This is a genomic window from Arthrobacter rhamnosi (assembly GCF_054510975.1).
Window position 1 is genome coordinate 328,338 of the sequence record NZ_JBTNDN010000002.1, and the last position, 26,016, is coordinate 354,353.

21 protein-coding genes and 1 riboswitch are annotated in these 26,016 nt (G+C 69.6%); of the genes, 7 read left to right on the top strand and 14 right to left on the bottom strand.

Annotated elements, in window-relative coordinates:
• Window positions 1-7: 7 nt before the first annotated feature.
• Window positions 8-2,902, bottom strand: a complete 2,895-nt coding sequence (gcvP, locus tag ACX80J_RS05890; RefSeq protein WP_459347157.1) for an aminomethyl-transferring glycine dehydrogenase — start codon at window positions 2,900-2,902, stop codon at window positions 8-10.
• A 154-nt stretch (window positions 2,903-3,056) separates the two neighbouring features.
• A riboswitch (glycine riboswitch) is annotated at window positions 3,057-3,158 on the bottom strand.
• Window positions 3,159-3,372: 214 nt separating this feature from the next.
• Between gcvP and ACX80J_RS05895 the strand changes: the two genes are divergently transcribed.
• The 4 genes from ACX80J_RS05895 (at window position 3,373) to ACX80J_RS05910 (ending at window position 7,187) form a co-directional block, all read left to right on the top strand.
• A complete protein-coding gene (locus tag ACX80J_RS05895; protein WP_459347158.1) occupies window positions 3,373-4,419 on the top strand; it encodes an SGNH/GDSL hydrolase family protein in 1,047 nt (348 codons plus the stop codon).
• A gap of 112 nt (window positions 4,420-4,531) precedes the next feature.
• The gene (locus tag ACX80J_RS05900; RefSeq protein WP_459347159.1) at window positions 4,532-5,563 is read left to right on the top strand and encodes an LLM class flavin-dependent oxidoreductase; all 1,032 of its coding nucleotides are present in this window, start codon (window positions 4,532-4,534) and stop codon (window positions 5,561-5,563) included.
• A 9-nt stretch (window positions 5,564-5,572) separates the two neighbouring features.
• Complete coding sequence (locus ACX80J_RS05905; protein WP_459347160.1) at window positions 5,573-6,517, top strand: SMP-30/gluconolactonase/LRE family protein; 945 nt, start codon at window positions 5,573-5,575, stop codon at window positions 6,515-6,517.
• Window positions 6,518-6,770: 253 nt separating this feature from the next.
• On the top strand, window positions 6,771-7,187 hold the full coding sequence (locus tag ACX80J_RS05910) for a hypothetical protein (RefSeq protein WP_459344134.1): 417 nt from the start codon (window positions 6,771-6,773) through the stop codon (window positions 7,185-7,187).
• Here the strand turns inward: ACX80J_RS05910 and ACX80J_RS05915 are convergent.
• Together ACX80J_RS05915 and ACX80J_RS05920 are read right to left on the bottom strand one after the other, a co-directional pair.
• Window positions 7,157-7,954, bottom strand: a complete 798-nt coding sequence (locus tag ACX80J_RS05915; RefSeq protein WP_459347161.1) for a response regulator transcription factor — start codon at window positions 7,952-7,954, stop codon at window positions 7,157-7,159. The two genes, ACX80J_RS05910 and ACX80J_RS05915, sit on opposite strands and share 31 nt — an antisense overlap.
• 216 nt (window positions 7,955-8,170) lie before the next feature.
• Window positions 8,171-9,652 (bottom strand): MFS transporter, encoded by a 1,482-nt coding sequence (locus ACX80J_RS05920; RefSeq protein WP_459347162.1) that lies wholly within the window; start codon window positions 9,650-9,652, stop codon window positions 8,171-8,173.
• A gap of 89 nt (window positions 9,653-9,741) precedes the next feature.
• On the opposite strand from ACX80J_RS05920, the gene ACX80J_RS05925 reads away from it, so the two are divergent.
• Window positions 9,742-10,305 (top strand): TetR family transcriptional regulator, encoded by a 564-nt coding sequence (locus ACX80J_RS05925; protein WP_459344137.1) that lies wholly within the window; start codon window positions 9,742-9,744, stop codon window positions 10,303-10,305.
• 74 nt (window positions 10,306-10,379) lie between these two features.
• Here the strand turns inward: ACX80J_RS05925 and efeB are convergent, their stop codons facing one another.
• The 6 genes from efeB to ACX80J_RS05955 all read right to left on the bottom strand — a co-directional run bounded on the left by efeB (window position 10,380) and on the right by ACX80J_RS05955 (window position 17,960).
• On the bottom strand, window positions 10,380-11,657 hold the full coding sequence (gene efeB, locus ACX80J_RS05930) for an iron uptake transporter deferrochelatase/peroxidase subunit (RefSeq protein ID WP_459347163.1): 1,278 nt from the start codon (window positions 11,655-11,657) through the stop codon (window positions 10,380-10,382).
• Between the two features lie 5 nt (window positions 11,658-11,662).
• On the bottom strand, window positions 11,663-12,865 hold the full coding sequence (gene efeO, locus ACX80J_RS05935) for an iron uptake system protein EfeO (RefSeq protein ID WP_459347164.1): 1,203 nt from the start codon (window positions 12,863-12,865) through the stop codon (window positions 11,663-11,665).
• Complete coding sequence (gene efeU, locus ACX80J_RS05940) at window positions 12,862-13,713, bottom strand: iron uptake transporter permease EfeU (protein ID WP_459344140.1); 852 nt, start codon at window positions 13,711-13,713, stop codon at window positions 12,862-12,864. The genes efeO and efeU overlap by 4 nt, the downstream gene beginning before the upstream one ends.
• Window positions 13,714-13,805: 92 nt before the next feature.
• A complete protein-coding gene (locus ACX80J_RS05945) occupies window positions 13,806-15,245 on the bottom strand; it encodes a phytoene desaturase family protein (RefSeq protein WP_459347165.1) in 1,440 nt (479 codons plus the stop codon).
• A gap of 37 nt (window positions 15,246-15,282) precedes the next feature.
• Entirely contained in the window at window positions 15,283-16,380 is a 1,098-nt protein-coding gene (locus ACX80J_RS05950) for a lipid II:glycine glycyltransferase FemX (protein WP_459347166.1), read from the bottom strand.
• Window positions 16,377-17,960: a glycosyltransferase family 87 protein gene (locus ACX80J_RS05955; protein ID WP_459347167.1), complete on the bottom strand. Its 1,584-nt coding sequence runs from the start codon at window positions 17,958-17,960 to the stop codon at window positions 16,377-16,379. The genes ACX80J_RS05950 and ACX80J_RS05955 overlap by 4 nt, the downstream gene beginning before the upstream one ends.
• A 199-nt stretch (window positions 17,961-18,159) precedes the next feature.
• On the opposite strand from ACX80J_RS05955, the gene ACX80J_RS05960 reads away from it, so the two are divergent.
• Complete coding sequence (locus ACX80J_RS05960) at window positions 18,160-19,245, top strand: inositol-3-phosphate synthase (protein WP_459344144.1); 1,086 nt, start codon at window positions 18,160-18,162, stop codon at window positions 19,243-19,245.
• A 90-nt stretch (window positions 19,246-19,335) separates the two neighbouring features.
• On the opposite strand, the gene ACX80J_RS05965 is transcribed toward ACX80J_RS05960, so the two are convergent.
• From ACX80J_RS05965 to ACX80J_RS05985, 5 genes are all read right to left on the bottom strand, one after another.
• Complete coding sequence (locus ACX80J_RS05965; RefSeq protein WP_459344145.1) at window positions 19,336-21,000, bottom strand: formate--tetrahydrofolate ligase; 1,665 nt, start codon at window positions 20,998-21,000, stop codon at window positions 19,336-19,338.
• A complete protein-coding gene (locus tag ACX80J_RS05970; RefSeq protein ID WP_459347168.1) occupies window positions 20,997-21,797 on the bottom strand; it encodes a phosphatase in 801 nt (266 codons plus the stop codon). The genes ACX80J_RS05965 and ACX80J_RS05970 overlap by 4 nt, the downstream gene beginning before the upstream one ends.
• Window positions 21,798-21,829: 32 nt before the next feature.
• The gene (gene mshA / locus ACX80J_RS05975) at window positions 21,830-23,077 is read right to left on the bottom strand and encodes a D-inositol-3-phosphate glycosyltransferase (RefSeq protein WP_459347169.1); all 1,248 of its coding nucleotides are present in this window, start codon (window positions 23,075-23,077) and stop codon (window positions 21,830-21,832) included.
• A 105-nt stretch (window positions 23,078-23,182) separates the two neighbouring features.
• On the bottom strand, window positions 23,183-23,833 hold the full coding sequence (locus ACX80J_RS05980; protein WP_459344148.1) for a histidine phosphatase family protein: 651 nt from the start codon (window positions 23,831-23,833) through the stop codon (window positions 23,183-23,185).
• Entirely contained in the window at window positions 23,830-25,272 is a 1,443-nt protein-coding gene (locus ACX80J_RS05985; RefSeq protein WP_459344149.1) for a CCA tRNA nucleotidyltransferase, read from the bottom strand. Before ACX80J_RS05985 ends, ACX80J_RS05980 begins: the two co-directional genes overlap by 4 nt.
• A 182-nt stretch (window positions 25,273-25,454) precedes the next feature.
• On the opposite strand from ACX80J_RS05985, the gene ACX80J_RS05990 reads away from it, so the two are divergent.
• Complete coding sequence (locus ACX80J_RS05990) at window positions 25,455-25,934, top strand: NUDIX hydrolase (protein ID WP_225437263.1); 480 nt, start codon at window positions 25,455-25,457, stop codon at window positions 25,932-25,934.
• Window positions 25,935-26,016: the final 82 nt, after the last annotated feature.

The window sequence follows — 26,016 nt, forward strand, 5'->3', positions numbered from 1 at the left end:
GGGGTTCCTAGTCTTCGAAGGCTTCGATGGGCGGGCAGGAGCAGATGAGGTTGCGGTCGCCGTGGGCGCCGTCGATCCTGCGCACCGGCGGGAAGTACTTGTCGGAGCGCAGGGAACGCAGCGGGTACGCCGCGAGCTCGCGGGGGTAGGACTGCGTCCACTCGTCCCGGACGAGGACCTGCGCGGTGTGGGGCGCCTGGCGCAGCGGGCTCTCCTCGATGCTGAACTCACCGGCCGCCACGCGGTCGATCTCGCCCTTGATCGCGATCATCGCCGAGATGAAGCGATCCAGTTCGGCCAGGTCCTCGGATTCCGTCGGCTCGACCATCAGCGTGCCCGCCACGGGGAAGGACAGCGTGGGGGCGTGGAAGCCGTAGTCGATGAGGCGCTTGGCGACGTCCTCCGCGGTGACGCCGGTCGCGGCCGTCAGCGGGCGGAGGTCCAGGATGCATTCGTGCGCGACAAGGCCCTGGACGCCCGTGTAGAGCACGGGGAAGTGCTTTGTCAGGCGCGCGGCGACGTAGTTGGCGGCGAGCAGCGCATGCGCCGTCGCGCTGGTGAGCCCTTCCGCCCCCATGAGCGCGATGTAGGCCCAGGAGATGGGCAGGACACCGGCCGACCCGTACATTGACCCGGAGACGGGCGTGCCGCCCGCGGCATCCGGTCCGCCGTCGGTCGCGATGTCCCGGTTGGCGTCCCCGGGCAGGAACGGGGCGAGGTGCGCGGCCACGGCCACGGGACCGACGCCGGGTCCCCCGCCGCCGTGCGGGATGCAGAAGGTCTTGTGCAGGTTCAGGTGGGAGACGTCGCCGCCGAACTCGCCAGGCTGCGCGAGGCCCACGAGGGCGTTGAGGTTGGCGCCGTCGATGTAGACCTGGCCGCCGGCGTCGTGCACCTTCTCGCAGACCCAGCGGACGTCCTCCTCGAACACGCCGTGCGTCGAGGGGTAGGTGATCATGATGGCGGAGAGGTTCTCCGCGTGCTGCTCGATCTTGGCGAGCAGGTCGTCGTGGTCGATGTTGCCGTTCGCGGCGGTACCGACCACCACGACCTTCATCCCGGCGAGGACCGCGGAGGCCGCGTTCGTGCCGTGCGCGGAGGACGGGATCAGGCAGACGGTACGGTTCTCGTCGCCCCGCGAGCGGTGGTAGCCGCGGATGGCGAGCAGGCCCGCCAGCTCGCCCTGGGACCCGGCGTTGGGCTGCAGGGACACGCGGGCGTAGCCGGTGATTTCGGCGAGGCGCTCCTCGAGGTCCGTGATCAGCTCGCGCCAGCCCTCGGTCTGGTGCTCGGGGGCGAAGGGGTGGATCGAGGCGAACTCGGGCCAGGAGATGGATTCCATCTCGACGGTCGCGTTGAGCTTCATGGTGCAGGAGCCCAGCGGGATCATGGTGCGGTCCAGCGCGAGGTCCTTGTCCGAGAGCCTGCGCAGGTAGCGGAGCATCGCTGTCTCCGAGCGGTGCAGCGAGAAGACCGGGTGCGTCAGGAAATCGGACGTCCGGTGCAGGTCCGCGGGGATCCTGTCCCGGCCGGCCGCGGATCCTCCGGTGGTGCCGCCGAAGACCGCCGCGACAGCGGCGATGTGCTCGGGAGTCGTCGTCTCGTCGCAGGAGATGCCGAGGTGGTCGGCGTCGACGCGGCGGAGGTTGTAGCCCTGCGCCTCGGCCTTGTCGGCGTACTCGGCGGCCTTGCCCGGCACGCGGACCAGGAGGGTGTCGAAGAACGCCTCGTGCACGACGGCGGCATCGGAGCCCTCGAGGGCGGCGGCCAGGGCGACGGCGCGCTGGTGGGTGGTGCGCGCGATCGCCGTCAGCCCCTCGGGACCGTGGTACACGGCGTACATGGAGGCGACGATCGCCAGCAGCGCCTGTGCGGTGCAGATGTTGCTCGTGGCCTTCTCGCGGCGGATGTGCTGCTCGCGGGTCTGCAGTGCCAGGCGGTAGGCGGGTGCGCCGTCGGCATCCTTGGAGACACCCACGAGGCGGCCCGGCAGCATACGCTCGAGGCCCTTGCGCACCGCCATGTATGCCGCGTGGGGGCCACCGAAGAAGAGGGGCACGCCGAAACGCTGGGCGGAGCCGACGGCGATGTCCGCGCCCTGCTCGCCCGGAGCCGTGATGAGCGTCAGGGACAGGAGATCGGCGGCGACCGTGACGAGTGCACCGCGCTCCTTGGCCGCGCTGATGACGGCTGCGTGGTTGCGCAGCGCGCCCGAGGCGCCGGGCTGCTGCAGGACGACGCCGTTGATGTCGCCGTCGGGCAGGCCGGCCGAGAGATCGGCGATCTCGACGTCGAACCCGAGCGCCTCGGCGCGGCCGCGCACGACGGCGACCGTCTGCGGGAGGGCGTCGGCGTCGATCACAGTGCGGCCCTTGTTCTTGCCGGAGCGGCGCATCAGGAGGACGGCCTCGGCGACGGCGGAGGCTTCGTCGAGCAGCGAGGCGTTCGCGATGTCGAGGGCGGTGAGGTCCTGCACCATCGTCTGGAAGTTCAGGAGGGCCTCGAGCCGGCCCTGGGAGATCTCCGGCTGGTAGGGCGTGTAGGCCGTGTACCAGGCGGGCGACTCCAGCACGTTGCGGCGGATCACCGGCGGCGTGACGGTGTCGAAGTAGCCCTGGCCGATCATCTGGACGGCGGTCCGGTTGCGGCCCGCGATGCGCCGGAGCTGCGCCAGCACCTCGGTCTCGCTGAGGGCCGCCGGCAGGTCCAGCGCACGGTCCAGGCGGATGCTGGCGGGAACCGCCATGTCCACGAGCTTCTCCAGGCTCGGGTAGCCGAGGACCTCGAGCATGCGGGCAGCATCGGGGGTACGCGGGCCGATGTGGCGGTCGGCGAAGGTGGATGCGGCGCCGGATGCGGCATCCTGTGCGGTGCCGGGTCGGGAGTCGAGCGAGGCGGTCATGGGGAACTCCGTACGTCAGAAGGAAGCGCGGTGGCGCGTGCCTGGTCGGGTTCCTCCCCGCTCTGTGTGGGACCTGAGAGTTTCCGCAGGGCTCCGCGCCTGCTTGCACCGTCGGTGAGCGCCGGGCGTGCCCGATGCTGCTTTCCAGAGTTGCCTATCCGCAGCGGTACTGGGCCTGAGAGATTCCTGGGGAGGATTTGCTCCTACGGCGCCTGCCGGTTTTGTGTCGACGGCAGGACTCTCCCGCTGCAGATCAGTGGCATATTCAGTTGGGGTGTGCGGCCTGTGAGCCGCCACACAGCTTACCGCGCCGGGCGGATCGGAGGCAAAGATAGCCGTGCCCGAGGCGGGACGATAGCGCCTGCACCGGCACCGGGGAAGGGTTGCGGAAACCTCTCACGGGGTCCTGTCGCGCGCGGGACAGCGGGACTACCGTGGAGCCACACGCCTCTCGAGCACCTGGAGTCTCAATGCCGATTCCCCGCCTCCGCTCGGCCGCCGCCGCCCTGGCGCTGGTAGCCGCCGTCATGGTGCCCGCGCCTGCAAGCGCGGCGAGTGCGTCCTACGTCGCCCTCGGCGACTCCTACTCCTCGGGCACGGGAACGCGCTCGTACCTCGCGGACGGGACCTCCTGCCAACGCTCCGTCTACGCGTATCCCTCGCTCATCGCGAGCGCCAAGGGCTACGCCCTCAACTTCCGCGCCTGCTCGGGGGCGACGGTCCCCGACGTCGTCGCGACGCAGCTCGGCGCCCTGTCCCCCACGACGTCCTACGTCTCGCTGAGCGTCGGCGGGAATGACGCCTCCTTCGTGCCCGTCCTCACGGAGTGCGCGAAGCCGGCCTGGATGAGCAACTGCAACGCGGCCATCGACCGCTCCCAGGCCTTCATCGTCAACCAGCTGCCGGCCAGCCTCGCGTCGCTGTACGCGCAGATCCGGGCGCGTGCGCCGCAGGCCTCCGTGACGATCGCCGGGTACCCGCGGCTCTTCAACGGGGAGGACTGCAATGCGGGCACCTGGTTCTCGCCCACCGAGGAAGCGCGGCTGAACGCGACCGCGGACCTCCTCAATCGCACGACGGCGACGGCGGCAGCCGCTGCCGGCTTCACCTTCGGCAACCCCACCGTCCCCTTCGTGGGACATGCGGTGTGCGACAACGTCGAATGGCTCAACGGGCTCTCGAGTCCGACGTCGGAGTCCTACCATCCCAACAGGACCGGGCACGCCTCGGGATACGTGCCGCTGCTCAGCCCGACCCTCACCGGAAGCCTCGTCAGTGTCACGCAGGCGACCGTGCAGTCCGCCGAGCTGTCCGCTCCCGCGCTCACGCAGCAGCAACAGGGCTACGCGGCGGAGGACGCGAGGATCACACCGAAGAAATTCGTCGCGCCGGACCTGAAGAGCCCGGCGGCGCGGGCCGCAGCGGCGCGGGCGGGCGTCGACCTCACCGACCCCGCGAGCATCGATCGCGCCGACCGCGCTGCGGAGGTCCGGCAGAACTGCGGACGGCGGGGGTAGTCCGACGGCGGATGGACCACATTCATACCTTTGCATGGAATAACCCCGACGGCGGGTCGGTTCTCCTAGCAGGCCCGACGCGGGTCGGAACACCAAGCACGGGAGCGACACCATGGCACGCGAACTGGAACTCGGACTCGACACCTTCGGTGATGTCACGCGCGGGCAGGACGGCAATCCCGTCCCCTACCCGCAGGTCATCCGCAATGTGATCGCCGAGGCCGTCCTCGCCGACGAGGTCGGGGTCGACTTCATCGGCGTCGGTGAGCACCACCGGGACGATTTCGCCGTCTCCGCACCCGAGACCGTCCTCGCCGCCATCGCAGGGCAGACGAAGCGCATCCGCCTCGGCTCGGCCGTGACCGTCCTCAGCTCGGACGACCCGGTGCGCGTGTACCAGCGGTTCGCCACACTCGACGCCGCCTCCAACGGCCGCGCCGAGGTCATCCTGGGCCGCGGGTCCTTCACGGAATCCTTCCCGCTCTTCGGCTACGACCTCTCCGACTACGAGCGCCTCTTCGAGGAGAAGCTCGACCTCTTCTCCGAGCTGATCAAGGAGGGCCCGGTCACCTGGTCCGGTACCACCCGCCCCGGCCTGGACAACCACGAGGTGTACCCCAAGACCGAGGGCGGCCGCCTGAAGACCTGGATCGGCGTCGGCGGCAGTCCCGAATCCGTGGTGCGGGCCGCCCGCTACGGCATGCCCCTCATGCTCGCGATCATCGGCGGCGACCCTGCGCGCTTCGCCCCCTACGTGGACCTGTACCACCGGGCGCTGACGCAGCTCGGCCAGCCCCCGCTGCCCATCGGCGTCCACTCTCCCGGCTACATCGCCGACTCCGACGAGCAGGCCCGCGAGGAGCTGTGGCCGGACAACCGGATCATGCGCGACCGCATCGGCCGCGAGCGCGGCTGGGGCCCGACGACGCGCGCCGAGTTCGACCAGGAGGCGGACTTCGGCTCCCTCTACGTCGGATCCCCGGAGACGGTCGCGCGGAAGATCGCGGCGACGGCGCAGACCCTCGGGATCGACCGCTTCGACATGAAGTACAGCGCCGGCCCCCTGCCGCACGAGAAGCTCATGCACAGCATCGAGCTCTACGGCACGAAGGTCATCCCGATGGTCCGGGAGATGCTCGCCTAGGGTTTCCCCATGACGACGACATCACCTCTTCTCGAGCAAGGCTCTGCGCTCCAGCAGGTCGCCACCGGCGCTGTCTGGGCGGAAGGACCGGTATGGCTGCCGCAGCGCCGCTGTGTCCGCTTCAGTGACATCCACAGCAACCGGATCGTCGAATTCAGTGAGGAAACGGGGGACCTTACGGTCTTCGACGACGATGCCGAGTTCACTAACGGACGTACCCTCGACCTCGACGGGAACGTCGTCGAGTGCTCCCACGGCCGCCGCGCCCTTCAGCGTGACAACGCTGTGCGGCCGGGGGCGGGCCCGGCGCCGCACACGCTGGTCGACCGGTTCGGTGACGTACGGCTGAACTCACCCAACGACGTCGTCGTGAAGTCCGACGGCACCATCTGGTTCAGCGACCCGTCGTACGGGATCATGCGTCCCGAGGAAGGGCACGCAGGCGAGGAGGAGTACGGGGACCGGTACGTGTTCCGTTTCGATCCGGGCGACGGCTCGATCCTGCCCGTGGTGATGGATGTCGAAGCCCCCAACGGGCTCGCGTTCTCCCCGGACGAGAAAACCCTCTACGTCACGGACTCCTCACTGTCCCCGGCGAGCGGCGAGATGGACCCCGACCGGCCGGTGGGGCACGCGATCCACGCCTACGACGTCTATGGAGGCCGGCATGCCAAGAACGGCAGGGTCTTCACGGAGGTCTCGCCCGGGTTGCCGGACGGGATCCGCGTCGACGAGCACGGCAACGTCTGGAGCTCGAGCCTGGATGCCGTCCAGGTCTTCGCGCCCTCCGGGGAGCGGATCCTGCGCATCGCGGTGCCGGAGAAGATCGGCAACCTGTGCTTCGGCGGCGACGACGGCCGCACCCTCTACATCGCCGCCACTTCCAGCCTCTACCGCATCCGCACCACCACCCGGGACGCCACCTCCGTGGCGCGCGGAGCAGCCGCTGCCTAGGAGTCGGCGTACCCACCGCCCATCGCAGTGACGGAACGGGCCGAGCAGCCTTCGCTCTTTCTTCGGTTTTCTTTCGCCCTTCGGCTACGGCGCCATTGAGCGGCGCCGACCAGACTGGAGGTCAGGAGCAAGCACTCCGTGATCTTCCTGCCGGCCCCGGACCGTCCACCGGGGCCGGCAGGCAGCTTCCACCGCCGCATTCCGCCGGACGGGATCGGATCAGCAGGAATTACCGGCAGCACAAGGAGCAGGCGTGACGACGATCGGCCTTCCCTCCGGATCTCCGGGCGTACGTCAGCAGGGTCAGACCGCAACCGACAGGACCGATGTGCAGCTTCCCGTGCTCGACCCGCGGATCCTCGATGACCTGGGGACGGAGCTCTCCAGCCAGGAGTGCGCGGTCCGGTTCGCCGAGCTGTTCGGGGAGATGCTTCCGCAGCGGATCCGCTTGATCGAGGCCGCCTTGGCCGCGCACGACGCTGACGCCGCCGTCGTCGCACTCCTCAGCCTCAAGGCGAGCGCCTCGATGGTGGGAGCGCTCCGGCTCGTGGAGGCCTCGTCCTCAGCCCTGGAACTCCTCGATGAGCCCTCGGAACACCCCGCGCTCGCCCTGCGGTTGCAGCGCCTCGGAACGGAATTTCAGTCCGCGCTGGGCGGCATCATCCGGTAGCCGACACCGCGCACGGTGCGGATGAACCGCGGCGCCTTCGTGTCCTCGTTCAGCTTCTTCCGCAGGTTCCGGATGTGCACCTCGACGAGGTGCTGGTCGTTGACCCAGCCGTCACCCCAGATGCGGGCGAGCAGGGTCTCCCGCTGCCAGACCCGGCGCGGGCCGGACACGAGCGTGGCCAGGAGGTCGAACTCGATCCGGGTCAGTGGGAGCTCGACGCCGTCGAGCATCGCGATCCGGCCCTCGGTATCGATGCTGATCGGCCCATGGGTCAGCAATCCCTCCACCTGTTCCGGCGGGGCCACCGTCGTCGTGGGTGCCACCTGCGGCGCTTCTACCGCCTCAGGTCCGGCCACCAGCAGAGGCTGCGACACGCTGCGGACGGTACTCCGCGGACGGCGGAACATCGCGTTCACGCGCGCACCGACCTCACGCGGACTGAAGGGCTTGACCACGAAGTCATCGGCGCCGATCTCGAGGCCGATCAACCGGTCGATCTCGTCCTGCCGCGCCGTGATCATGATGACGTAGGCATCGGTCAGCGGCCGGATCTGACGGCAGACCTCCACTCCGTCGATGTCCGGGAGGTTGAGATCGAGGGTCACGAGGTCGGGCTGGCGTTCCCGCACGAGCGCGACGCCCTGCCGTCCGTTCTCGGCCTCGAGAGTGGTGAAGCCGTTCATGCCCAGTGTCATGACCAGCAACTGCCGCACGTCGGCGTCATCTTCGATGACGAGTGCAACACGCGAATCGGGGTCGGATGTCATGGCTCCCACACTGCCAGATGATGGAGCAACGACCCGGGAGCGTCGCGGCCGTTCTCCCGATTTTCTGGCCGGGCCGCCACCGGGTGGCCCTCCCGGCGGCCGGCCCAACGGGCTGATGCTGTCGCACCTGCCGGCCCGGTGGACTTCCTGGCGGGCAGCGGGGTCTCCGACCGCGTGGGTGCTGCACGGGCCACCGGATCCGCCCCGGGACGGTTCCTAGCCCAGGTGGACCGCCTCGTCCGATGTCGTGAATTCGTCCCGCGCGACGTCGACCAGGAACCACGAGATGGGCGATGCGAGTGCGAGGGCCGCCGCGGCGGCCACGAACACCACGGAGTACCCGTCCACCAGCGACTGCAGTCCACCTGCCGAGCCCTCGGGCGTGCCGGTTGCAGCGGCCGCCGCGTAGAGCGCGGTGAAGACCGCCGTCCCGATGGATCCGCCGATCTGCTGGGTCGCGGAGACGGCAGCGCTGGCGACACCGGAATCACGGGGTGCGATGCCGAGGAGTGCGACGTTCTGCAGCGGCACGAAGATGAGCGCAAGGCCCATGCCGAGCAGGATCTGCGCGGGCAGCACCTCGAGGGCGTAGGAACCGCCGGTGATGCGGCTGAGCAGCAGCAGGCCCGCCGCGGCGACCAGCGGGCCGACCGTCATGAGGATGCGGGGTCCCACGGTCGGCAGGAGGCGCGTGACGACGCCGGCGGACACCATGATGGCCGCCGTCATGGGCAGGGACGCGAGCCCGGAGACCAGCGGGCTCATGCCGAGGACGATCTGGAAATACAGCGTCAGGTAGAGCAGCGCGCCGAGCAGCGCGGCACCCACCGCGATGGAGGTCAGGTACGCGCCGGCCCGTACCCGGTCGGTGATGATGCGCAGCGGCAGCAGGGGGTGTGCCGCGCGAGCCTCGACGAGGAGGAACAGGGCCAGCAGCACCACGCCGACGGCCAGGAAGCCCAGGGTGTCGGCACGCCCCCAGCCGGCTTCGGCACGCGAGAACCCGTACACCACGGAGGCGAGGCCGAGGCTCACGAGCAGGGCTCCGGGGACGTCGTAGCGGGTGCTTCCCTCGGCGCGGCTCTCGCGGAGCACGCGGAGCCCGACGGCGATGGCCACGACGGCGATGGGCACGTTCACGAGGAGGCACCAGTGCCAGCTGAAGTACTCGGTCAGGACGCCGCCCAGCAGGAGGCCGATGGCCGCTCCGCCGCCGGCGATCGTGCCGTACACCGCGAAGGCCCGCACGCGGTCCTTGCCGCCGGGGAACGTGACCGAGAGGATGGCGAGCGCGGCCGGCGCCAGCAGTGCGGCGAACACGCCCTGGAGCCCGCGGGCGAGCAGGAGCACGTCCCCCGACGCCGCGAGGCCGCCGATGCCCGAGGCGAGGGCGAAGCCGCCCATGCCGACGAGGAAGGAGCGCTTCCGGCCCCAGAAGTCGGCGATGCGCCCGCCGAGGAGGAGGAGCGCGCCGAAGGTCAGGGCGTAGAGCGTGACGACCCAGCTGCGGTCGCTGTCGGACATGCCGAGTTCGGCCTGGGCCTGGGGCAGGGCGATGTTCACGATGGTCCCGTCGAGCACGACGGTGAGCTGGGCCAGCGCGACGATGGCCAGCACGAGCCAGCGGTTCGCGGGGGCCTTCGCCGGGGTGTCGTCCACGGTAGGCGCGACGGAAGGACCCGAAGGGTGGGTGGTCATGGTGCTCCTCAGAAATGGTGTCGTTCCGAGGGTAGGGGCGGGTGCGCGGCAAAGTCAAACGAACTAGTTCGTTTGGGTATACTCGTGGAATGCCCTCGACGACGGACGTACGTTCCCGCATCCTCCTGGCCGCCCGGGGCGAATTCGCCGCCTACGGGCTCGCGGGAGCGCGCATCGACCGGATCGCGAAGGCGGCCAGTGCCAGCAAGGAGCGCCTCTACGCGCACTTCACCGACAAGGCCGCCCTGTTCCAGGCCGTGCTCGACGTGAACGCGGCCGAGTTCCACGCCGCCGTGGCCCTCGATCCCGCCGACGTACCGGCCTTCGTGGGCCGCCTCTTCGATCACACGCATGAACACCCCGACATCCTTCGGATGCTCACCTGGGCCCGGCTCGAGGGTGTCGACTACGACCTGCCCGGCATGGGAGCCCGGCCCGACGTCAAGCTGGACGCCCTCCGGAAGGCGCAGGACCTGGGCCACGTCGACCGGTCGTGGGCGCCGGAGGAACTCCTGCCGATCCTCTTCAGCATCGCGCAGGCATGGGTCCAGGCACCCCTGGTCGCCCATGAGAACGCGGCCGATACGCCGCTGTCCGCCCATCGCGCCTCGGCCGTCGAGGCCGCCCGGCGCGTCCTGCAGCCGAAGGACTGAGGCGGCGTCGTTCCCGCCGTCGGGATGATCCGTCGTCCTGGCGGGACGATGACCGGGCGGGTCAGGGCATCGGGTCAGGACTCGAAGAGCCGCGCCCCGACGTAGCTTCCCTCGGCCGCGCCACCGGGAACAGCGAAGATCGCGGACCCCACGTGGCGGGTGTACTCGTTGAGCAGGTCCGACCCCGCCAGCCGGGTCTGCACGGGGATGAAGGAGCGCTCGGGGTCGCGCTGGAAGCAGAGGAAGAACAGGCCCGCGTCGAGGCGCCCGAGGTCGTCGTTGCCGTCCACGAAGTTGTAGCCGCGCCGGAGCATGCGGACACCGCCATTGGTATCGGGGTGCGCCAGCCGAACGTGGGCCTGTTCCGCGATGATGGGTTTCCCGCCGCTGCCGGGCATCGAGAAGTCGGGGGCCGTGAACTCGTCGCCGCCGGACAGGGGTGCGCCCTGGCCCTTGGTCCGGCCGATGGCGCGTTCCTGCTCGGAGAGGCGCGTGCGGTCCCACGGCTCGATGTTCATGCGGATCTTCCGGGACACCAGGTACGAACCGCCTGCCATCCAGGCCTGGTCGTCGCTGCCGGCGACCCACACGTGCTCGTCGACGGCTGCCGGGTCCTCGGCCTTGAGGTTGGCCGTGCCGTCCTTGAAGCCGAAGAGGTTGCGGGGCGTCACCTGGGCGGTGCTGGTGCTCGAGGTGCGGCCGAAGCCGAGCTGCGAGTAGCGCAGCGAAGCCCGTCCGAAGGCGATGCGGGACAGGTTCCGGACGGCATGGACGGCGACCTGCGGATCGTCGGCACACGCCTGGATACAGAGGTCGCCTCCGCTGATGCGCTCGTCCAGCATGTCCCCCGAGAACCGGGGCAGATCGACCAGGGCACGGGGGCGCCGGGCGGCGATGCCGAACCGGTCGGTGCCGTCGGCCGCCGTGAAGAGCGTCGGGCCGAAGCCGAACGTGATGGTGAGTCCCGTGGGGCCCAGGTCCATCGCCTCGCCCGTGTCCTCGGGCGGCGCCTCGTACGGGCCGGAGTCGGGCGCGAACTGCCCCGCGCTCCCGCCCTGGCTCATGCGGGCAGCGGCGACCGTCCAGTCCCGGAGGAGGCTGATGAGCTCCTCGCGCGGGATGTCGTCCACATCGAACACGGCGAAGTGCAGGCGGTCCTGCGCGGGCGTCGTGATCCCCGCCTGGTGCTCCCCGTAGAACGGGTACTTCAGTGCGGCGGGGTCGGCGGGGACCGCCGAGGCGTCGGTCGCGGAACGCCCTGCGGCGACACCCGCCCCGACTCCCGCGGCGGCACTGACCCCGGCGAGGGACAGCGCCCTGCGGCGTGAGATCCGGAACGCACCTGCTGCCATGGCTGCTAGCCCAGCAGTGCCGCGGTGATCCGCGAGAGTGGTTCGCTGAGGGCGTTGACGCGGTCCGACAGCGCCTTCACGTCCTCGGAGGCCAGGTCGCCGTAGGAGACGTAGGCGATGTCGCGCTGGGCGGCGTCGGGCGCACTCGTGCGGTGCTTGTCGAGTTCCGTCGAGAGGGAGGTGAAATCGGCGTCGAGCGTCGCTGCGAGCTCCGGGTCCCTGGCCTCGAGCAGGCCCCGCACACCATCGGCGAGGACACGGGCGCCCTCGACGTTGCCCTGGAAGTCCCAGAGGTCGGTGCCCGACCAGATCTCCTCCTCGCCGGTGACCTTGCCGTTGGCCACCTCGTCCATCAGCCCGATCGCACCGTTGGCGAGCTGGTCGAGGGACAGTTCGATGCCCTGGATGCTGGAGTGCAGCGTGGTGGTGTCCTTGACGAGCTGGGCCGCGACGGCCTCGCGCTCGGCCTGCGTCAGGGGTACGTACCCGGCATCGGCCGGCGGCCAGAGGTCCTTCTCGATGCGGTGCCAGCCGGTCCACTTCTCGCCCTCGGCGAGGTCCGCCTCGCGGTTGTCCAGCTTCGGATCGAGGTCGCCGAAGCTCTCGGCCACCGGTTCCACGCGCTCGAAGTGCATGCGCGTGGTGGGGTAGAGCCGGCGTGCCTCGTCGTCGTTCCCCGCCACGTAGGCGGCTGCGAAGTCCTTGGTGCCCGTCAGCAGCTGGTCCACCTGGTCCTTGACGTAGGCCTTGTAGTTGGTCAGCGCGGCGTCGATCTGCGCCTGCTCGTCCCCGGTCGGCTCGACGGCGGTCCCCGAGTCCGTCACGGTGAAGGCGGCCCGGCCCACGCCGTCGCCCACCATGCCGGGCTTGCAGACGGTGTAGTAGGAACCCGGGGTGGCGTTGACGACGAGGTCGCGGCTGATGCCCGGGCCGATGTTCTCGACCTCGGAGACGATGCGCAGCCCGTCCTCCGCCAGGAGGTAGAACTCCGTGACCTGGTCCCCCGAGTTCGTGATGGTGAAGGTCAGCGGACCGCTCTCCGCGGTGACGGCCGAGACGGAGCAGTCCTCCGCTGTGCTCGTGACGCTCAGTTCGCCCGTCCCGCCGGCAGCCGTTCCGGCGGGGGCGTTCGGCGTGCAGGCGGTCACGAAGAGGATGCCGCAGGCAGCGACGATGGCGGCCGGTTGCGGAAGGCGTGCGGTGATCAATGGGCTCCTTGGGGAACGGGGTGCTGTGCAGCGGCAGGAGCGGGCGTCCGCCGCATGCTCCGCCGGATGAACAGGGTCATGGTGGGAAGGAGGTAGAGCAGCCAGGCGATGCCCTCGAACCAGGTGGTGGCGGGCGAGAAGTTTACGGTGCCCTTGAGGAGCGTGCCGTACCAGCTCGACGGAGGGACTGCCGCACTGACGTCGAACAGAAGACTGTTGAGACCGGGCAGGATGCCCGCTTCCTGGAGGTCGTGGACGCCGTAGGACAGCACTCCGGCCGCCACGACGATCAGCATGCCGCCGGTCCAGGTGAAGAACTTCGAGAGGTTGATGCTGAGCATGCCCCGGTAGAACAGCCAGCCGAGCACGACGGCGGAGGCGAGTCCCAGCGAGGCTCCGAGGATCGGCTGCGTGGTCTGGCCCGTGGCCTGGACGGCGGACCAGATGAACAGGGCGGTCTCCAGTCCTTCACGCCCGACGGCGAGGAATGCGACGACGACGAGGCCCTTGCCTCCGGCAGCCAGGTGGCGGTCGACCTGGCCGTGCAGTTCCCCCCGCAGGTTCTTCGCCGTCCTGGCCATCCAGAACACCATCCAGGTGACGAGGCCGACGGCGAGAATGGACAGCGCGCCTCCGATGGCTTCCTGCGCCTCGAACGTCAGCCCATAGGTGCCGTACGTGAGCAGTGCACCGAAGCCGAGAGACAGCGCGGCGGCCAGCGACACTCCGAGCCAGATCCCGGGCAACAGGTCCCGGCGCTGGATCTTCACGAGGTACGCCACGAGGATGACCACCACGAGGGCGGCTTCTAGGCCCTCGCGCAGGCCGATCAGGTAATTGGCGAACATGCAGAGGCTTTCGTGCGGAGGAAGGTCCCTGTCAGCAGGGCAAGGCAAGCATAACCTAACTTACCGGGTGCTTCTCCTCGTGGAATGCCCTCTCAGAGCCCGAGGGCCGGCACGGGCAGGCCGAATTCCCGCTTCAGCGCCAGCCTGGCCGCGTTCAGCCCGGCCATGCCGTGCACGCCGGGGCCGGGGGGCGTGGACTGGGAGCAGAGGTAGACACCCTTGATCGGCGTGGCCCACGGCTGCAGGGACGGTACGGGACGGGCGATGATCTGTCGCAGGTTCACGGCGCCGCTGCTGAAGTCGCCGCCCACGTAGTTCGCGTTGTACACCTCGAGCTCGCTCGCCGTCGTCGTGTGGCGTCGGACCACGACGTCGCGGAAGCCGGGGGCGAACCGCTCGATCTGGGCCGTCACGGCCTCGGCCATGTCCCGCGTGGAGCCGCGCGGCACGTGGCAATAGGTCCAGAGAGTGTGCCGCCCCTCCGGTGCGCGGGTCGGATCGAACGACGACGGCTGCGACACCAGCACGTACGGGCTGTCGGGGTGCCTGCCCTGGTTCACCTGCTTCTCGCCCGCGGCGATCTCCTCCCGCGTCCCACCGAGGTGGGCTGTGCCCGCCCTGTGCAGCTCGGGGTGCGTCCACGGCACGGGTGCGGAGAGGATGAAGTCCACCTTGCAGGAGGCGTTCCCGTAGGTGAAGGCGGAGAGCGCCAGCTCGTAGGCTGCCGGCAGCCGGCCCCTCGACATGGCGCGGAACGTCTTCGGTGCGACGTCGAGGAGCACCACCCGCGCATCGGAGACCTCGGCCAGGGTCTCGATCCGGCTGTTGGTCACCACCTCGCCACCGTGCCGGCGGAGGTCGAGGGCCAGGGCGTCCGCGATCGACTGGGATCCTCCGACGGGAATGGGCCACCCGACGGTGTGCGCGAGGAGGTTCAGGGTCAGGCCGGCTCCCGCCCCGGCGAGCGACGGCAGGGTCCCCACGGGGTGTGCCATGACCCCGGTGGTGAGGGCACGCGCCTCGTCCGTCCGGAAACGGCGGTTCCACAGGGGCAGTCCCTGATCGAGGACCGCGAGGGCGAAGCGCAGGGCGGCCTCCGGCTTCTTCGGGAACCGCAGCACGGAATTCAGCGTGAACGCGAGGATCGCCTGCTCGCGGTCGCTGAGCGGCTGCAGGAGCCTGCGGTACGCCTCACCGTCGACTCCGAGCCCCTCCACCGTCTTCTCCATGCTGCGGTAGGCCACGCCCGCCCTGCCGCCGTCGAGCGGATGTGCGAAGGACACCTCGGGGACCGCGAAACCGATCCGCCGGCTCAGTTCGAAGGCGCGGAAGAACGGCGAGGCGAGGGCCATGGGGTGGACCGCGGAGCAGAAGTCGTGGAGGTGGCCCTTCTCCATGAGTTCGAGGGAACGGGACCCGCCCCCGAGCGTGGGTGCTGCCTCATGGACGCGGACGGAGAGGCCCGCACGGGCCATGACGACGGCGGCCGCGAGTCCGTTGGGACCGGCTCCGACGACTTCGACATCTGGCATGGCTTCCTCTCCTGCCGGGCGGGCACCCCGCCCGGCGTCAGGTGTCCGGGGTGCTGACGGGTTCCCGCCTGCTCCTGCGACCCAGGACGGCAGCGCGACGCAGTACGGCGCGCGCCGCCGATGGCGCAGTACGGCGCGCGGTGAGCAGCGACGCGACGGCGGCATAGCGGACAGGACGCAGGGGGATGTCGTAGGTGGTGGGCACCACGACGACGTTCTTCGAGAAATTCTTCTTGAAGGTCGTGACGTTGGCGAGGCCCGGATAGTTGTCGCTCACGATGCCCGTCAGGCCGCACGCCGTGTTGCCGGCTTCCTTGAGGACTTTGAACGCCTCCCACAGGAGCAGGTACGGGGCGAAGGTGCTGCGCGCCTCATGGGTGCTGCCCGCGAAGTAGTACACGGAGTAGCCGCGGTACTCCGTGGTGATCAGCCAGCTCAGCGGCACTCCGTCGCGGTAGGCGACAAGGAGACGGAGGTGGTCACCCAGCACGGTCAGCAGCGTCTCGTAGTAGGACGAATCGAAGGACTGGAAGCCGTCGCGCTCGGCCGTCTCCTGCATGATCGGGAACAGCTGGGTCGCGAAGACATCCTTCCATTCCGTCCGCGGAATGTGCTTGACCTCGACACCGTTGCGCTGCGCGCGACGAATACTGTTGCGGGCATTCGGCCGGAAGCTCTTGAGCAGATCCGCCTCGGACGGGGTCAGGTCGACCACGATCTCCCGCTCGTACCAGCCATGCTCGATCGGACCGGTCGCGGGTGCCTGGAGGGTGGCCACCTGCATGCGGACGTAGAGCGGATCGACCGACGGATCCTCGCGGAACTGATGCCGCACGGTCTCCATGAGCGCGCGCTCGGCCGCGGGCGTCCGGTCGGCGAACCAGACGGGCCCGTTCACCACCACCACGGACTCGCGGAAGCGCCGCACCACGTGGATGTAGGCGGCGGTGGCCACGAGCCGGCCGGCGGCATCCGTGTAGGACCAGATACCCAGGGGCCTGCGCCCGAGGGTCTGCTCGAACTCGACCCAGGAGGGCGTCTGCTCGAGGGGGATCACCACGTCGGGATGCCCGTCGGCAAGGGCGTCGAAACCGCTCTTGTCCAGCCTGCTGTAGGTCAGGGGTGCTGCGCTCACTGATGGTCTTCCACTGGTCGGGTCGATGAACCGCCGCGTACCGGCCCGTCGTGCTCCGCTCCGGAGCCCTGGGCTACCGGAACGGGGGCGGTGTCCCCGCGGTCCTGCCAGCCTATCGGAGCAGACCGGGCCGGAAGCCCACGCGGGTGGACGGGCCGTCCTGCCCGGGGAGTATGCCGGTCAGGTGCCCGGTCGAACGGGCCACCCTGCGGATCGTCGATGCCGATACGCCGCACCACGTCGTGCTGCGGCGCGAGGATCTCCGCCACGACGGCCGCCATAACATATGCCGTCACCAGAATATGAGCGAGGACGGCCCAGGCATAGGGACCGAGGCCCAGGTTGTGCTCGGCCGCGCCGCCGCTCGTCCGGCCCCCGAGATACAGCCAGATGGCCGCCCAGTGCAGGGCTTCGACGAGCTGCCAGACGAGCACCACGCGCCATCGCGGGATGGCGAGCGCAACCAGCGGCACGAGCCAGAGCGCGTACTGCGGCGAGTAGACCTTGTTGCAGAGGATGAAGGCGCCCACGATCAGCAGTGCGATCTGGGCCAGGCGGGGACGCCGCCCGGCCAGCAGGGTGAGGGTTGCGACGCCGACGCAGGAGAGTGCGAAGAGGGCGGTGGCGCCTGCAGTGATGACCGTGGGAGGAAGTGTCGCGGCGCCGAGCTGGCGGGCGACGGCGTTGTAGACGTACCACCCCGACGAGAAGCCGGCGTCGCGCGATTCCGAGAAGGTGAGGAAGTATGTCCATCCCGCCATATCTCGGAGCATAAAGGGGAGATTCACGGCGAGCCATGCTCCCGCGGTACCCGCCAGCGTGAGGAGGAAGGGCCGGAACCGGCCTGTCCGCAGAGCCAGCACCAGGACCGCACCGAGCAGCAGGACGGGGTAGAGCTTCACGGCCGTGCCCAGTCCCCACAGGACCCCTGCGACGACCGGCCGGTTGCGGGCGAAGGCCAGCATGCCCGACGTCGCGAGCAGTACCGCCCACAGGTCCCAGTTGATGGTGCCGGACAGGATGATGACCGGGGCTGCCGCCACGATGGCGGCATCCCAGGGACGGCGGCTCGCGAGCCGGAGCGTGGCCAGCACCGTCAGGACCCAGACGCCGGTGATCAGCACTGCATTCACGTCGAAGTACAGGAGGGCCTTCGCGTCGGCAGGCGCGCCGCCGGCCACCAGGTCCACGACGACCGCCGTAGCGGACGCCAGCAGTCCGAGCAGCACCGGATATTCGAAGAGCACTCCGGGCGTGACGAAAGGCAGGACCCCCTCGCCGAGACCGCGGCTCTGGTAGAGCTCCGCCCAGTCCGAGTAGCACGCTCGGTAGAAGTAGTCGGGAGAGGACCATCCCTCCACCCGGCAAGGGTTCTTGAGCAGGACGGCCAGGATGGCGGCGCACACCGTGAGGAGGATCAGCACCCTCTCCACGGTGAACCATCGTGGGGCGATCCGTCCGGGGTCCGCGTGCCGGCCCACCGGGCCTCCGACCCGCTCGGCGCCGAGACGGAGGAGGGGATCGGAGCGGCTGGGGATGCTGATGCGGTACGGTCCGCGTGTCCCCGTACCCGACGTCATCCCCCGAGCGTAGCCGGGGAGGGCACCGTTGAGACCGTCGCCGGCCCTGGACGCGCGCCCGCTTGACGAGGGAGAGCGTGGGGGCAAGGAATGGCCCGGCATCCGTGCGCGTTGGAAACTGAACGTAGACTGGCATTTCCTGCCGACCGCGCCCGGGCGACGACGGCCGGGCACATTCAACTGGCTTTCGAGGAGAACTGTGGGACAGAACCCCATTCGCGTGGCAATTATTGGAGTCGGCAACTGCGCCGCATCGCTGGTGCAGGGCGTGCACTACTACCGGGACGCCGACCCGTCCAGCACCGTCCCCGGCCTGATGCACGTCGAGTTCGGCAAGTACCACGTGGGCGACGTGCAGTTCGTGGCCGCATTCGACGTCGACGGCAAGAAGGTCGGCCACGACCTCGCCGAAGCCATCGGAGCCAGCGAGAACAACACCATCAAGATCGCCGACGTCCCGCCGACCGGCGTCATCGTCCAGCGCGGCCACACCCTCGACGGCCTGGGCAAGTACTACCGCGAGACCATCGTGGAGTCCGACGAGGAGCCCGTCGACATCGTCGGACAGCTCAAGGCCACCAAGGCCGACGTCCTGGTCTGCTACCTGCCCGTGGGCTCCGAGCACGCCGCGAAGTACTACGCCCAGTGCGCCATCGACGCCGGCGTCGCCTTCGTCAACGCGCTCCCGGTCTTCATCGCCGGCACCAAGGAATGGGCCGACAAGTTCACCGAGGCCGGTGTCCCCATCGTCGGCGACGACATCAAGAGCCAGATCGGTGCCACGATCACGCACCGCGTCATGGCCAAGCTGTTCGAGGACCGCGGGGTCACGCTCGACCGCACGTACCAGCTGAACGTCGGCGGCAACATGGACTTCAAGAATATGCTCGAGCGCGACCGCCTCGAGTCCAAGAAGATCTCCAAGACCCAGGCCGTGACATCCAACGTCAAGGCGGACCTGCACGCCGACGACGTGCACATCGGCCCCTCCGACTACGTCGCCTGGCTCGACGACCGCAAGTGGGCGTTCGTGCGCCTCGAGGGCCGCAACTTCGGCGACGCCCCCGTCTCCCTTGAGTACAAGCTCGAGGTCTGGGACTCACCGAACTCCGCAGGCGTCATCATCGATGCAATCCGTGCCGCGAAGATCGCCCTCGACCGCGGCATCGGCGGCCCCATCCTCTCCGCCTCCAGCTACTTCATGAAGTCCCCGCCGGAGCAGTACGCAGACGACATCGCCTTCGAGAAGGTCGAAGCCTTCATCCGCGGCGACCTCGACCGCTAGGCATCGTGGCGAGGGGCCGGACGGCACTGCCGTCCGGCCCCTCCGCGTCTGCCCGGCCTGCTCTGATTGTCCTGAAGGACCTCCACAGGCCTAGAACAGCCCGACGGCGTTCCCGTCGCTGTCCACGTCCATCCGCAGGGCCGCGGGCTCCGGCGGCAGCCCCGGCATCGTCATGACCGAACCGGTGAGTGCGACGATGAAGCCCGCACCCGTCTTCGGGATGAGGTCGCGGACGTGGACGGTGAAACCCTTCGGAGCACCGAGCAGGGTCGGGTCGTCCGAGAAGGAATACTGGGTCTTGGCCATGCACACGGGCAGTCCGGACCACCCGTTGGCATCGATCTCCTTCAGCCGTCGCAGCGCGCGGACCGAGAACTCGACGCCGTCGGCTCCGTAGATCTCCTGCACGATGGTGCGGATCTTGTCCTCGATCGGGAGGTCGAGGGAGTAGAGGGGCGAGAAGCTGACCGGCCGGTCCAGGGCCGCAAGCACCTTCGCCGCGAGGTCGTCGCCACCCGGTCCCCCACCGCCCTGGCCCCAGACGTCGGCGACGGCTGCCTCGATGCCCTCGGCGGCGCACCATCCCAGCATCCAGTGGAGTTCCTCCTGCGAATCCGTACGGAACCTGTTGATGGCGACGACGGGGGTGATGCCGAACTTCTCGATGTTGCGGACGTGCCGCAGGAGGTTGGCTGTTCCGTCCCGCAGGGCGTCCAGGGCGGGGGCCGCGAGGTCGGCCTTCGCGACACCGCCGTGCATCTTGAGGGCGCGGATCGTCGCGACGATGACCACGGCGTCGGGCGCGAGGCCCGCGGCGCGCGCCTTGATGTCCAGGAACTTCTCCGCGCCGAGGTCCGCCCCGAATCCCGCCTCGGTCACCACGATGTCCGCCAGGCGCCGGGCGGTCCGGGTCGCGATCACGGAGTTGCAGCCGTGGGCGATATTGGCGAAGGGCCCGCCGTGGACGAGCGCCGGCGTGCCCGCGATGCTCTGCACCAGGTTCGGCTTGATGGCGTCCCTGAGCAGCAGGGCCAGCGCGCCCTCGACCTGCAGCTCGCGGACGGTGAGGGGTGTGCGGTCGTACGTGTAGCCGAAGGTGATGTCCCCGAGGCGTTCCTTCAGGTCGGCGAGGTCCCGGGCCAGGCAGAAGACGGCCATGATCTCGGAGGCCACCGTGATGTCGAACCCGTCCTGCCGGGGGGTTCCCTGGGCCGGACCGCCGAGCCCGATGACCACCTCGCGGAGGGCCCTGTCATTGACGTCGAGCACCCGCTTCAGGGTGATGCGCCGCGGATCGATGCCGAGCTCGTTGCCCTGGTGGATGTGGTTGTCGATCAGTGCGGCGAGCGCGTTGTTGGCCGACGTGATCGCGTGGAAGTCGCCGGTGAAGTGCAGGTTGATCTCGTCCATGGGCAGCACCTGCGAGTACCCGCCACCCGTCGCACCGCCCTTCATGCCGAGCACCGGACCGAGGGACGGCTCGCGGAGCGCGATCATCACCCGCTGCCCCGCGCGGGCGAGGGAATCGGCGAGCCCCACGGTGCAGGTCGATTTACCCTCTCCGGCAGGAGTGGGGCTCATGGCGCTGACCAGGACCACCTTCCCCGGCGTCCCGCCGTCGGGCAGGAGGCGGGGATCGATCTTCGCCTTGAAACGGCCGTAGGGTTCGAGCGCCTCGCGGGGAATCCCTGCGGCATCGGCGATGTCCTCGATGGGCCGGATGGCCGCGGCACGTGCGATCTCGAGGTCACTCATGACACGGACCTGTCAGCGGCCGGAGCCTCGACCGGGGGTAGGCCGGCCCGCTCCAGGACGTAGTCGATGAGCGGTCCGTACAGCCCGGGAGGGACGTTGTCGTCCAGGGGAACGGCGACCTCGACCTGTCCTTGTGCTTCGGAGACGAACAGCCCGGGATCGTTGCAGTCGGCGAAGCCGATGGTCGGGAAGCCCGAGCTCGCGGCCTGTCCCGCCCAACCGTGATCCGCCACGACGAGGTCCGGCATGGCGCGTCCCTCACGGGCGAGCGTGTCGAGGCTGAGCCGCATCGGTTCGGGCAGGTGCGTGTGCATGAGCCCGCCGTGCTGGTGCCAGACGAGGACGCCGAAGACCTGGCGGATGTCACCGGCTCCGAAGCGCCGCCCCTCCGGCACCTCCACCACGGTCGCGCCCGCGGCCGCTGCGGACCGCGCGAAGGCTGCATGGACGGGGAGGAGCCCGGCGGGGTGACCCGTCGCGAAGAGGATCCGTTCGCCGCGGAGAGCCGAGGCGCCCAGCCGGTCCGCGAAGCGATCGAGAGCCGCGACGCACTTCCCGGCGTCGATCGTGTCCTGGCCCTGGGTGTGGCTGCGGTTGGCGCTCGTCCCCGTGCGCTGGTGCATGAGGTCGAAGACGTCGTCGAACGTCCACTCGCGCGTGCGCCTGACGCCGAATTCGAGGTTCTCATCGCCCTCGAGGAAGAGGCGCATGTGTCTCAGGTTGTCCTGCCGGGGCGTGGCCACGCGGCCGGTGATACGGACGGAGTCGAGGTATTCGGCGAGCTCGGTGGGATTCACGCTTCCATCCTAGGCGGCGTGCCCAGCCCGCTTCAGCGCGCCGTCGCTGCGGGAAAACGCTCGACGGCGGTGCGGTAGCTCTGCGCGGTCAGCAGCGCCGTGCGCTGCCAGCCGAAGGCGAGCGCGTGGACGGCGGCCCCGCGGCCGAGTGTCTCCCGCAGGTGCGCGTCGTCGTACAGGCGCTCGAGGGCGTCGGCCCAGGCCGCACCGGTGTGCCCGTTCACCAGGATCCCGCTCCGCCCGTCGCTGACGGCCTGCGGGAGACCGCCGACGTTGGCTGCGACGACCGGTGTCCCGCACGCCTGCGCTTCGAGTGCCACGAGCCCGAAGGACTCGCTGTAGGACGGCATGACCACGGCGTCTGCCGAGCGGAACCACTGCGCCAGGTGGACCGCCGTGACGGGTGGGTAGAGGCGCACCTCGTCCGTGAGGCCGAAGTGGTCGATGAGGGGCTGCAGTGCGAGCGCCTCCGAGCCACTCCCTGAACCGAGGATGCTCACGGCGAGCGGGATGTCCGGGCGGCGGCGGCGGATTTCGGCGGCCGCCGCGACCAGCACCTGGGGTCCCTTGAGTTTCTGGATCCTGCCGGCGAACACCACGTGGAACTCGTCCGGGGAGAAGGCGAGGGCGGCACGGGCGGCACCGCGGTCGCCGGGGTGGAAGGTCGACAGGTCCACCCCGGGGGCAACGACGTCGACCCGGTCGCGGGACGCACCGTACAGGCTGACGAGTTCGGCGGCCTCGGTGCGGGTGTTGGCGATGACACGGGCCGCGCCGTCGACGATGTCCTGCTCGCCGGCGATCCGGTCGGTTGGTTCGGGCGCGGCGAGGGCCTTCATGTGCAGGTTCTTGACCTTCGCCATGGTGTGCATGGAATGGACGAGGGGCAGGTTCATCTCCCTGCTGAGGGTCAGGCCGACGATGCCGGAGACCCAGTAGTGGGAGTGCAGGACGTCGAAGTGTCCGTCCGCGAGCAGGTCCGCGACGTCGGTGATCGCATCGGCGAAGGTCCCGGCCAGTCCGGGAAGGGCTTCCTTCGGGAGGGGCCGGGGCGGACCCGCATCGAGGTGATGCACCACGACGCCCTCACCGACCACCTCGCGGGGCGGCCTGCCTTCACCGGACTCCCGCGTGAAGATCTCGACCTCGATACCGACGCCGGCCAGCTCGAGCGCGGTGCTCCGGACGTACACGTTCATCCCGCCGGCGTCACCCCTCCCGGGCTGCTCGAGCGGGGAGGTGTGCAGGGACAGCATGGCTACGCGCCGGACGGCGGACACACCAGCTCCCTTCCGACCGGCTCCAGGGAAGGGCCGGTCCAGCCCTCACGACCGTATAACGCCCCGTTCGCGTGCCTCATTCCGGGTGCGGTCTTCCCGGCCCGGCTAGAGGTTCCAGTGCACGAGGGCGGGCGTGCGCTTGTCCCACCCGAGCGCACAGACCGCAGCCGTGCCGAGGACGAAGTGCCGGCCCTCGATACCGCCGAACTGCAGCCACCGGGCGGCGACGATCCGCAGGAAATGGCCGTGGGCCACGAGCAGGGCGTTCTCGATGGGCCTGGCGTCCGGATCGCGGTCGGCGGGGGTGCCGCACCCGGCCTGCACGCGGGCGATGATGCGGTCCGCCCGCTCGGAGACCTGGTCCAGCGTCTCTCCATTGGGGGCGCCGTCGTTCCAGATCAGGTACCCGGGATTCTCCTCGCGCACCGTGGCGCTGTTTAGGCCCTCGTTGTCGCCGTAGTCCCATTCATGCGCGTGCGGTAATACTTCCGCGTCGGGAAATCCCGCCAGTTCGGCCGTACGGACCGCACGCTGCAGGGGCGACGTCATCACGAGGTCGAAGTCCACGCCCTCGAGGTGCTCGCGGGCGGCCAGCACCTGCTTCTCGCCGTGCTCTGTGAGCGGGAGGTCCGTCAGACCCGTGTAGCGCCCGTCGCGGGACCATTCCGTCTCGCCGTGCCGCAGGAGCCACAGCCTGGGCAGCGGCGTCCCGGCCGGGGTGAGGTCCGGTGCTGCTGCACCTGTCATGGGCTTCATGGGTTCTCCTGGGATTCGGGCTGCTCGCTCCACCAGTGGCGGAGCTTGGTCTCGGCGTCGGCGGGCTTGTGCGGGCCGTGGTCCATCCGTTCCTCCAGGAGGAACCTGTAGGCGCGTCCCACCACAGGACCGGGCCGGATGCCGAGGAGCGCCATGATCTGTTCCCCGTCGAGGTCGGGCCGGATGGACGCCAGCTCCTCCTGCTCGGCGAGTGCGGCGATCCTCTCCTCGAGGTCGTCGTAGGCGAAGGCGAGGCGCTCGGCCTTGCGCCGGTTCCGGGTGGTGACGTCGGAGCGCGTGAGGCGGTGCAGCCGCTCCAGCAGGGGCCCGGCGTCGTTCACGTACCGCCGCACCGCCGAGTCGCTCCAGCCGGCTTCGCCGTATCCGTAGAAACGCATGTGCAGTTCCACGAGGCGTGCGATGGACTTGATGGTGTCGTTGTCGAACCTCAGGGCCCGCAACCTCCGGGTCACGAGCTTCGCGCCGACGGCGTCGTGGTGGCGGAAGCTCACCGCACCTCCGAGTTCGAACTTCCGCGTCGCGGGCTTGCCGATGTCGTGCAGGAGCGCGGCGAACCGGAGGACGACGTCGGGCGCCGGCACGGGACCGTCATCGTCCGTCTCGAGGGCGCAGGCCTGCCGCAGGACGGTCAGCGAGTGCTGGTAGACGTCCTTGTGGCGGTGGTGTTCGTCCGTCTCGAGGCGCAGCGCCGCGACCTCAGGCAGCACGTGGTCGGCGAGCCCGCTGTCCACCATCAGGTCGATACCGGCGTCGGGCGCCGCGCCCTGGATGAGCTTGGTCAGCTCGTCGCGGACGCGTTCGGCCGAGATGATCGAGATCCTCTCCGCCATGGACGTCATGGCCTCCGACACCTCGGGGGCTACCGTCACGCCCAGCTGGGACACGAAGCGCGCGGCGCGCATCATGCGCAGCGGGTCGTCGGAGAAGGACGACGACGGCGTGCCGGGCGTGCGCAGCAGGCCCGCGTGGAGGTCCCGGACTCCGCCGAACGGATCGACGAGTTCGAGGGACGGCAGCCTCAGCGCCATCGCGTTGATGGTGAAGTCGCGCCGCAGGAGGTCGTCCTCGAGGCTCGTCCCGAAGGCGACCGTCGGATTCCTGGAGGTGGGGTCGTACGCCTCCGCGCGGTACGTGGTGATCTCGATCTGGAAGCCGTCCTTGCGCAGCCCGATGGTACCGAAGGCGCGCCCGATCTCCCAGTAGGCATCCGCCCAGCGCTTGATGACGGCGAGCGTCTGGTCGGGGTCGGCGCTCGTGGTGAAGTCCAGGTCCGGAGACACCCTGCCGAGGAACAGGTCACGCACCGGCCCGCCGACCAGGGAGAGCTCATGGCCCGCGGCATCGAAGAGTTCGCCGACCTCGAGGACCACGGGAGGGAGGGGTGCGGTAAGGGTCGAGGTGTCCAGCAGGTGCGCCATAGTCCCTTAAGGGTGCCAGATCCGCCCCGGTTTCCCACACCGCGCACCGGCCCGAACCGATGCTGTACGGGTGGGTGGGTGGCCGGTCGCGCCGTCATCGCGGCTCCTTAAAGATCGTTAGAGTGGTCTGCATGGACCGACCCGTTCCAAGTGCTCCAAAGCGCACCCCGTTGACAGTGTCAATGGGAACCACGGGTATGCCTGCCGTCCAGCACCAGCTACCCACGGTGGAGGAGGTGTCCGCCGGCGGGATCGTCGTGGACGCCACCAGGGAGACGCTCGACGTCGCCATCATCGCCCGGCTGAACCGTGGCGGCCGCCTCGAGTGGTGCCTGCCGAAGGGCCACCCGGAAGGCTCCGAGAACAGCGAGGAAGCCGCTGTCCGCGAGATCGCCGAGGAGACCGGGATCGAGGGCAGGATCGTCTCCGCCCTCGGGAGCATCGACTACTGGTTCACCGTCAGCGGCCACCGCGTGCACAAGACGGTCCACCACTTCCTGCTCATCGCCACGGGCGGGTACCTGACGATCGAGAACGATCCGGACCACGAGGCCGTCGACGTCGCCTGGGTGCCGCTGCAGGAGCTGGGCCGCCGCCTGTCCTTCCCCAATGAACGCCGCATCGCGGACCTCGCGCGTGAGGTCCTGCCCGAGCACCTCTGACGTCCCCGCGCCTCGCGCGCCGCACGCTGCTGACGACCCGTGGGACGATGGGTAGCGATGTCTGAAACGAACACGACCTCCG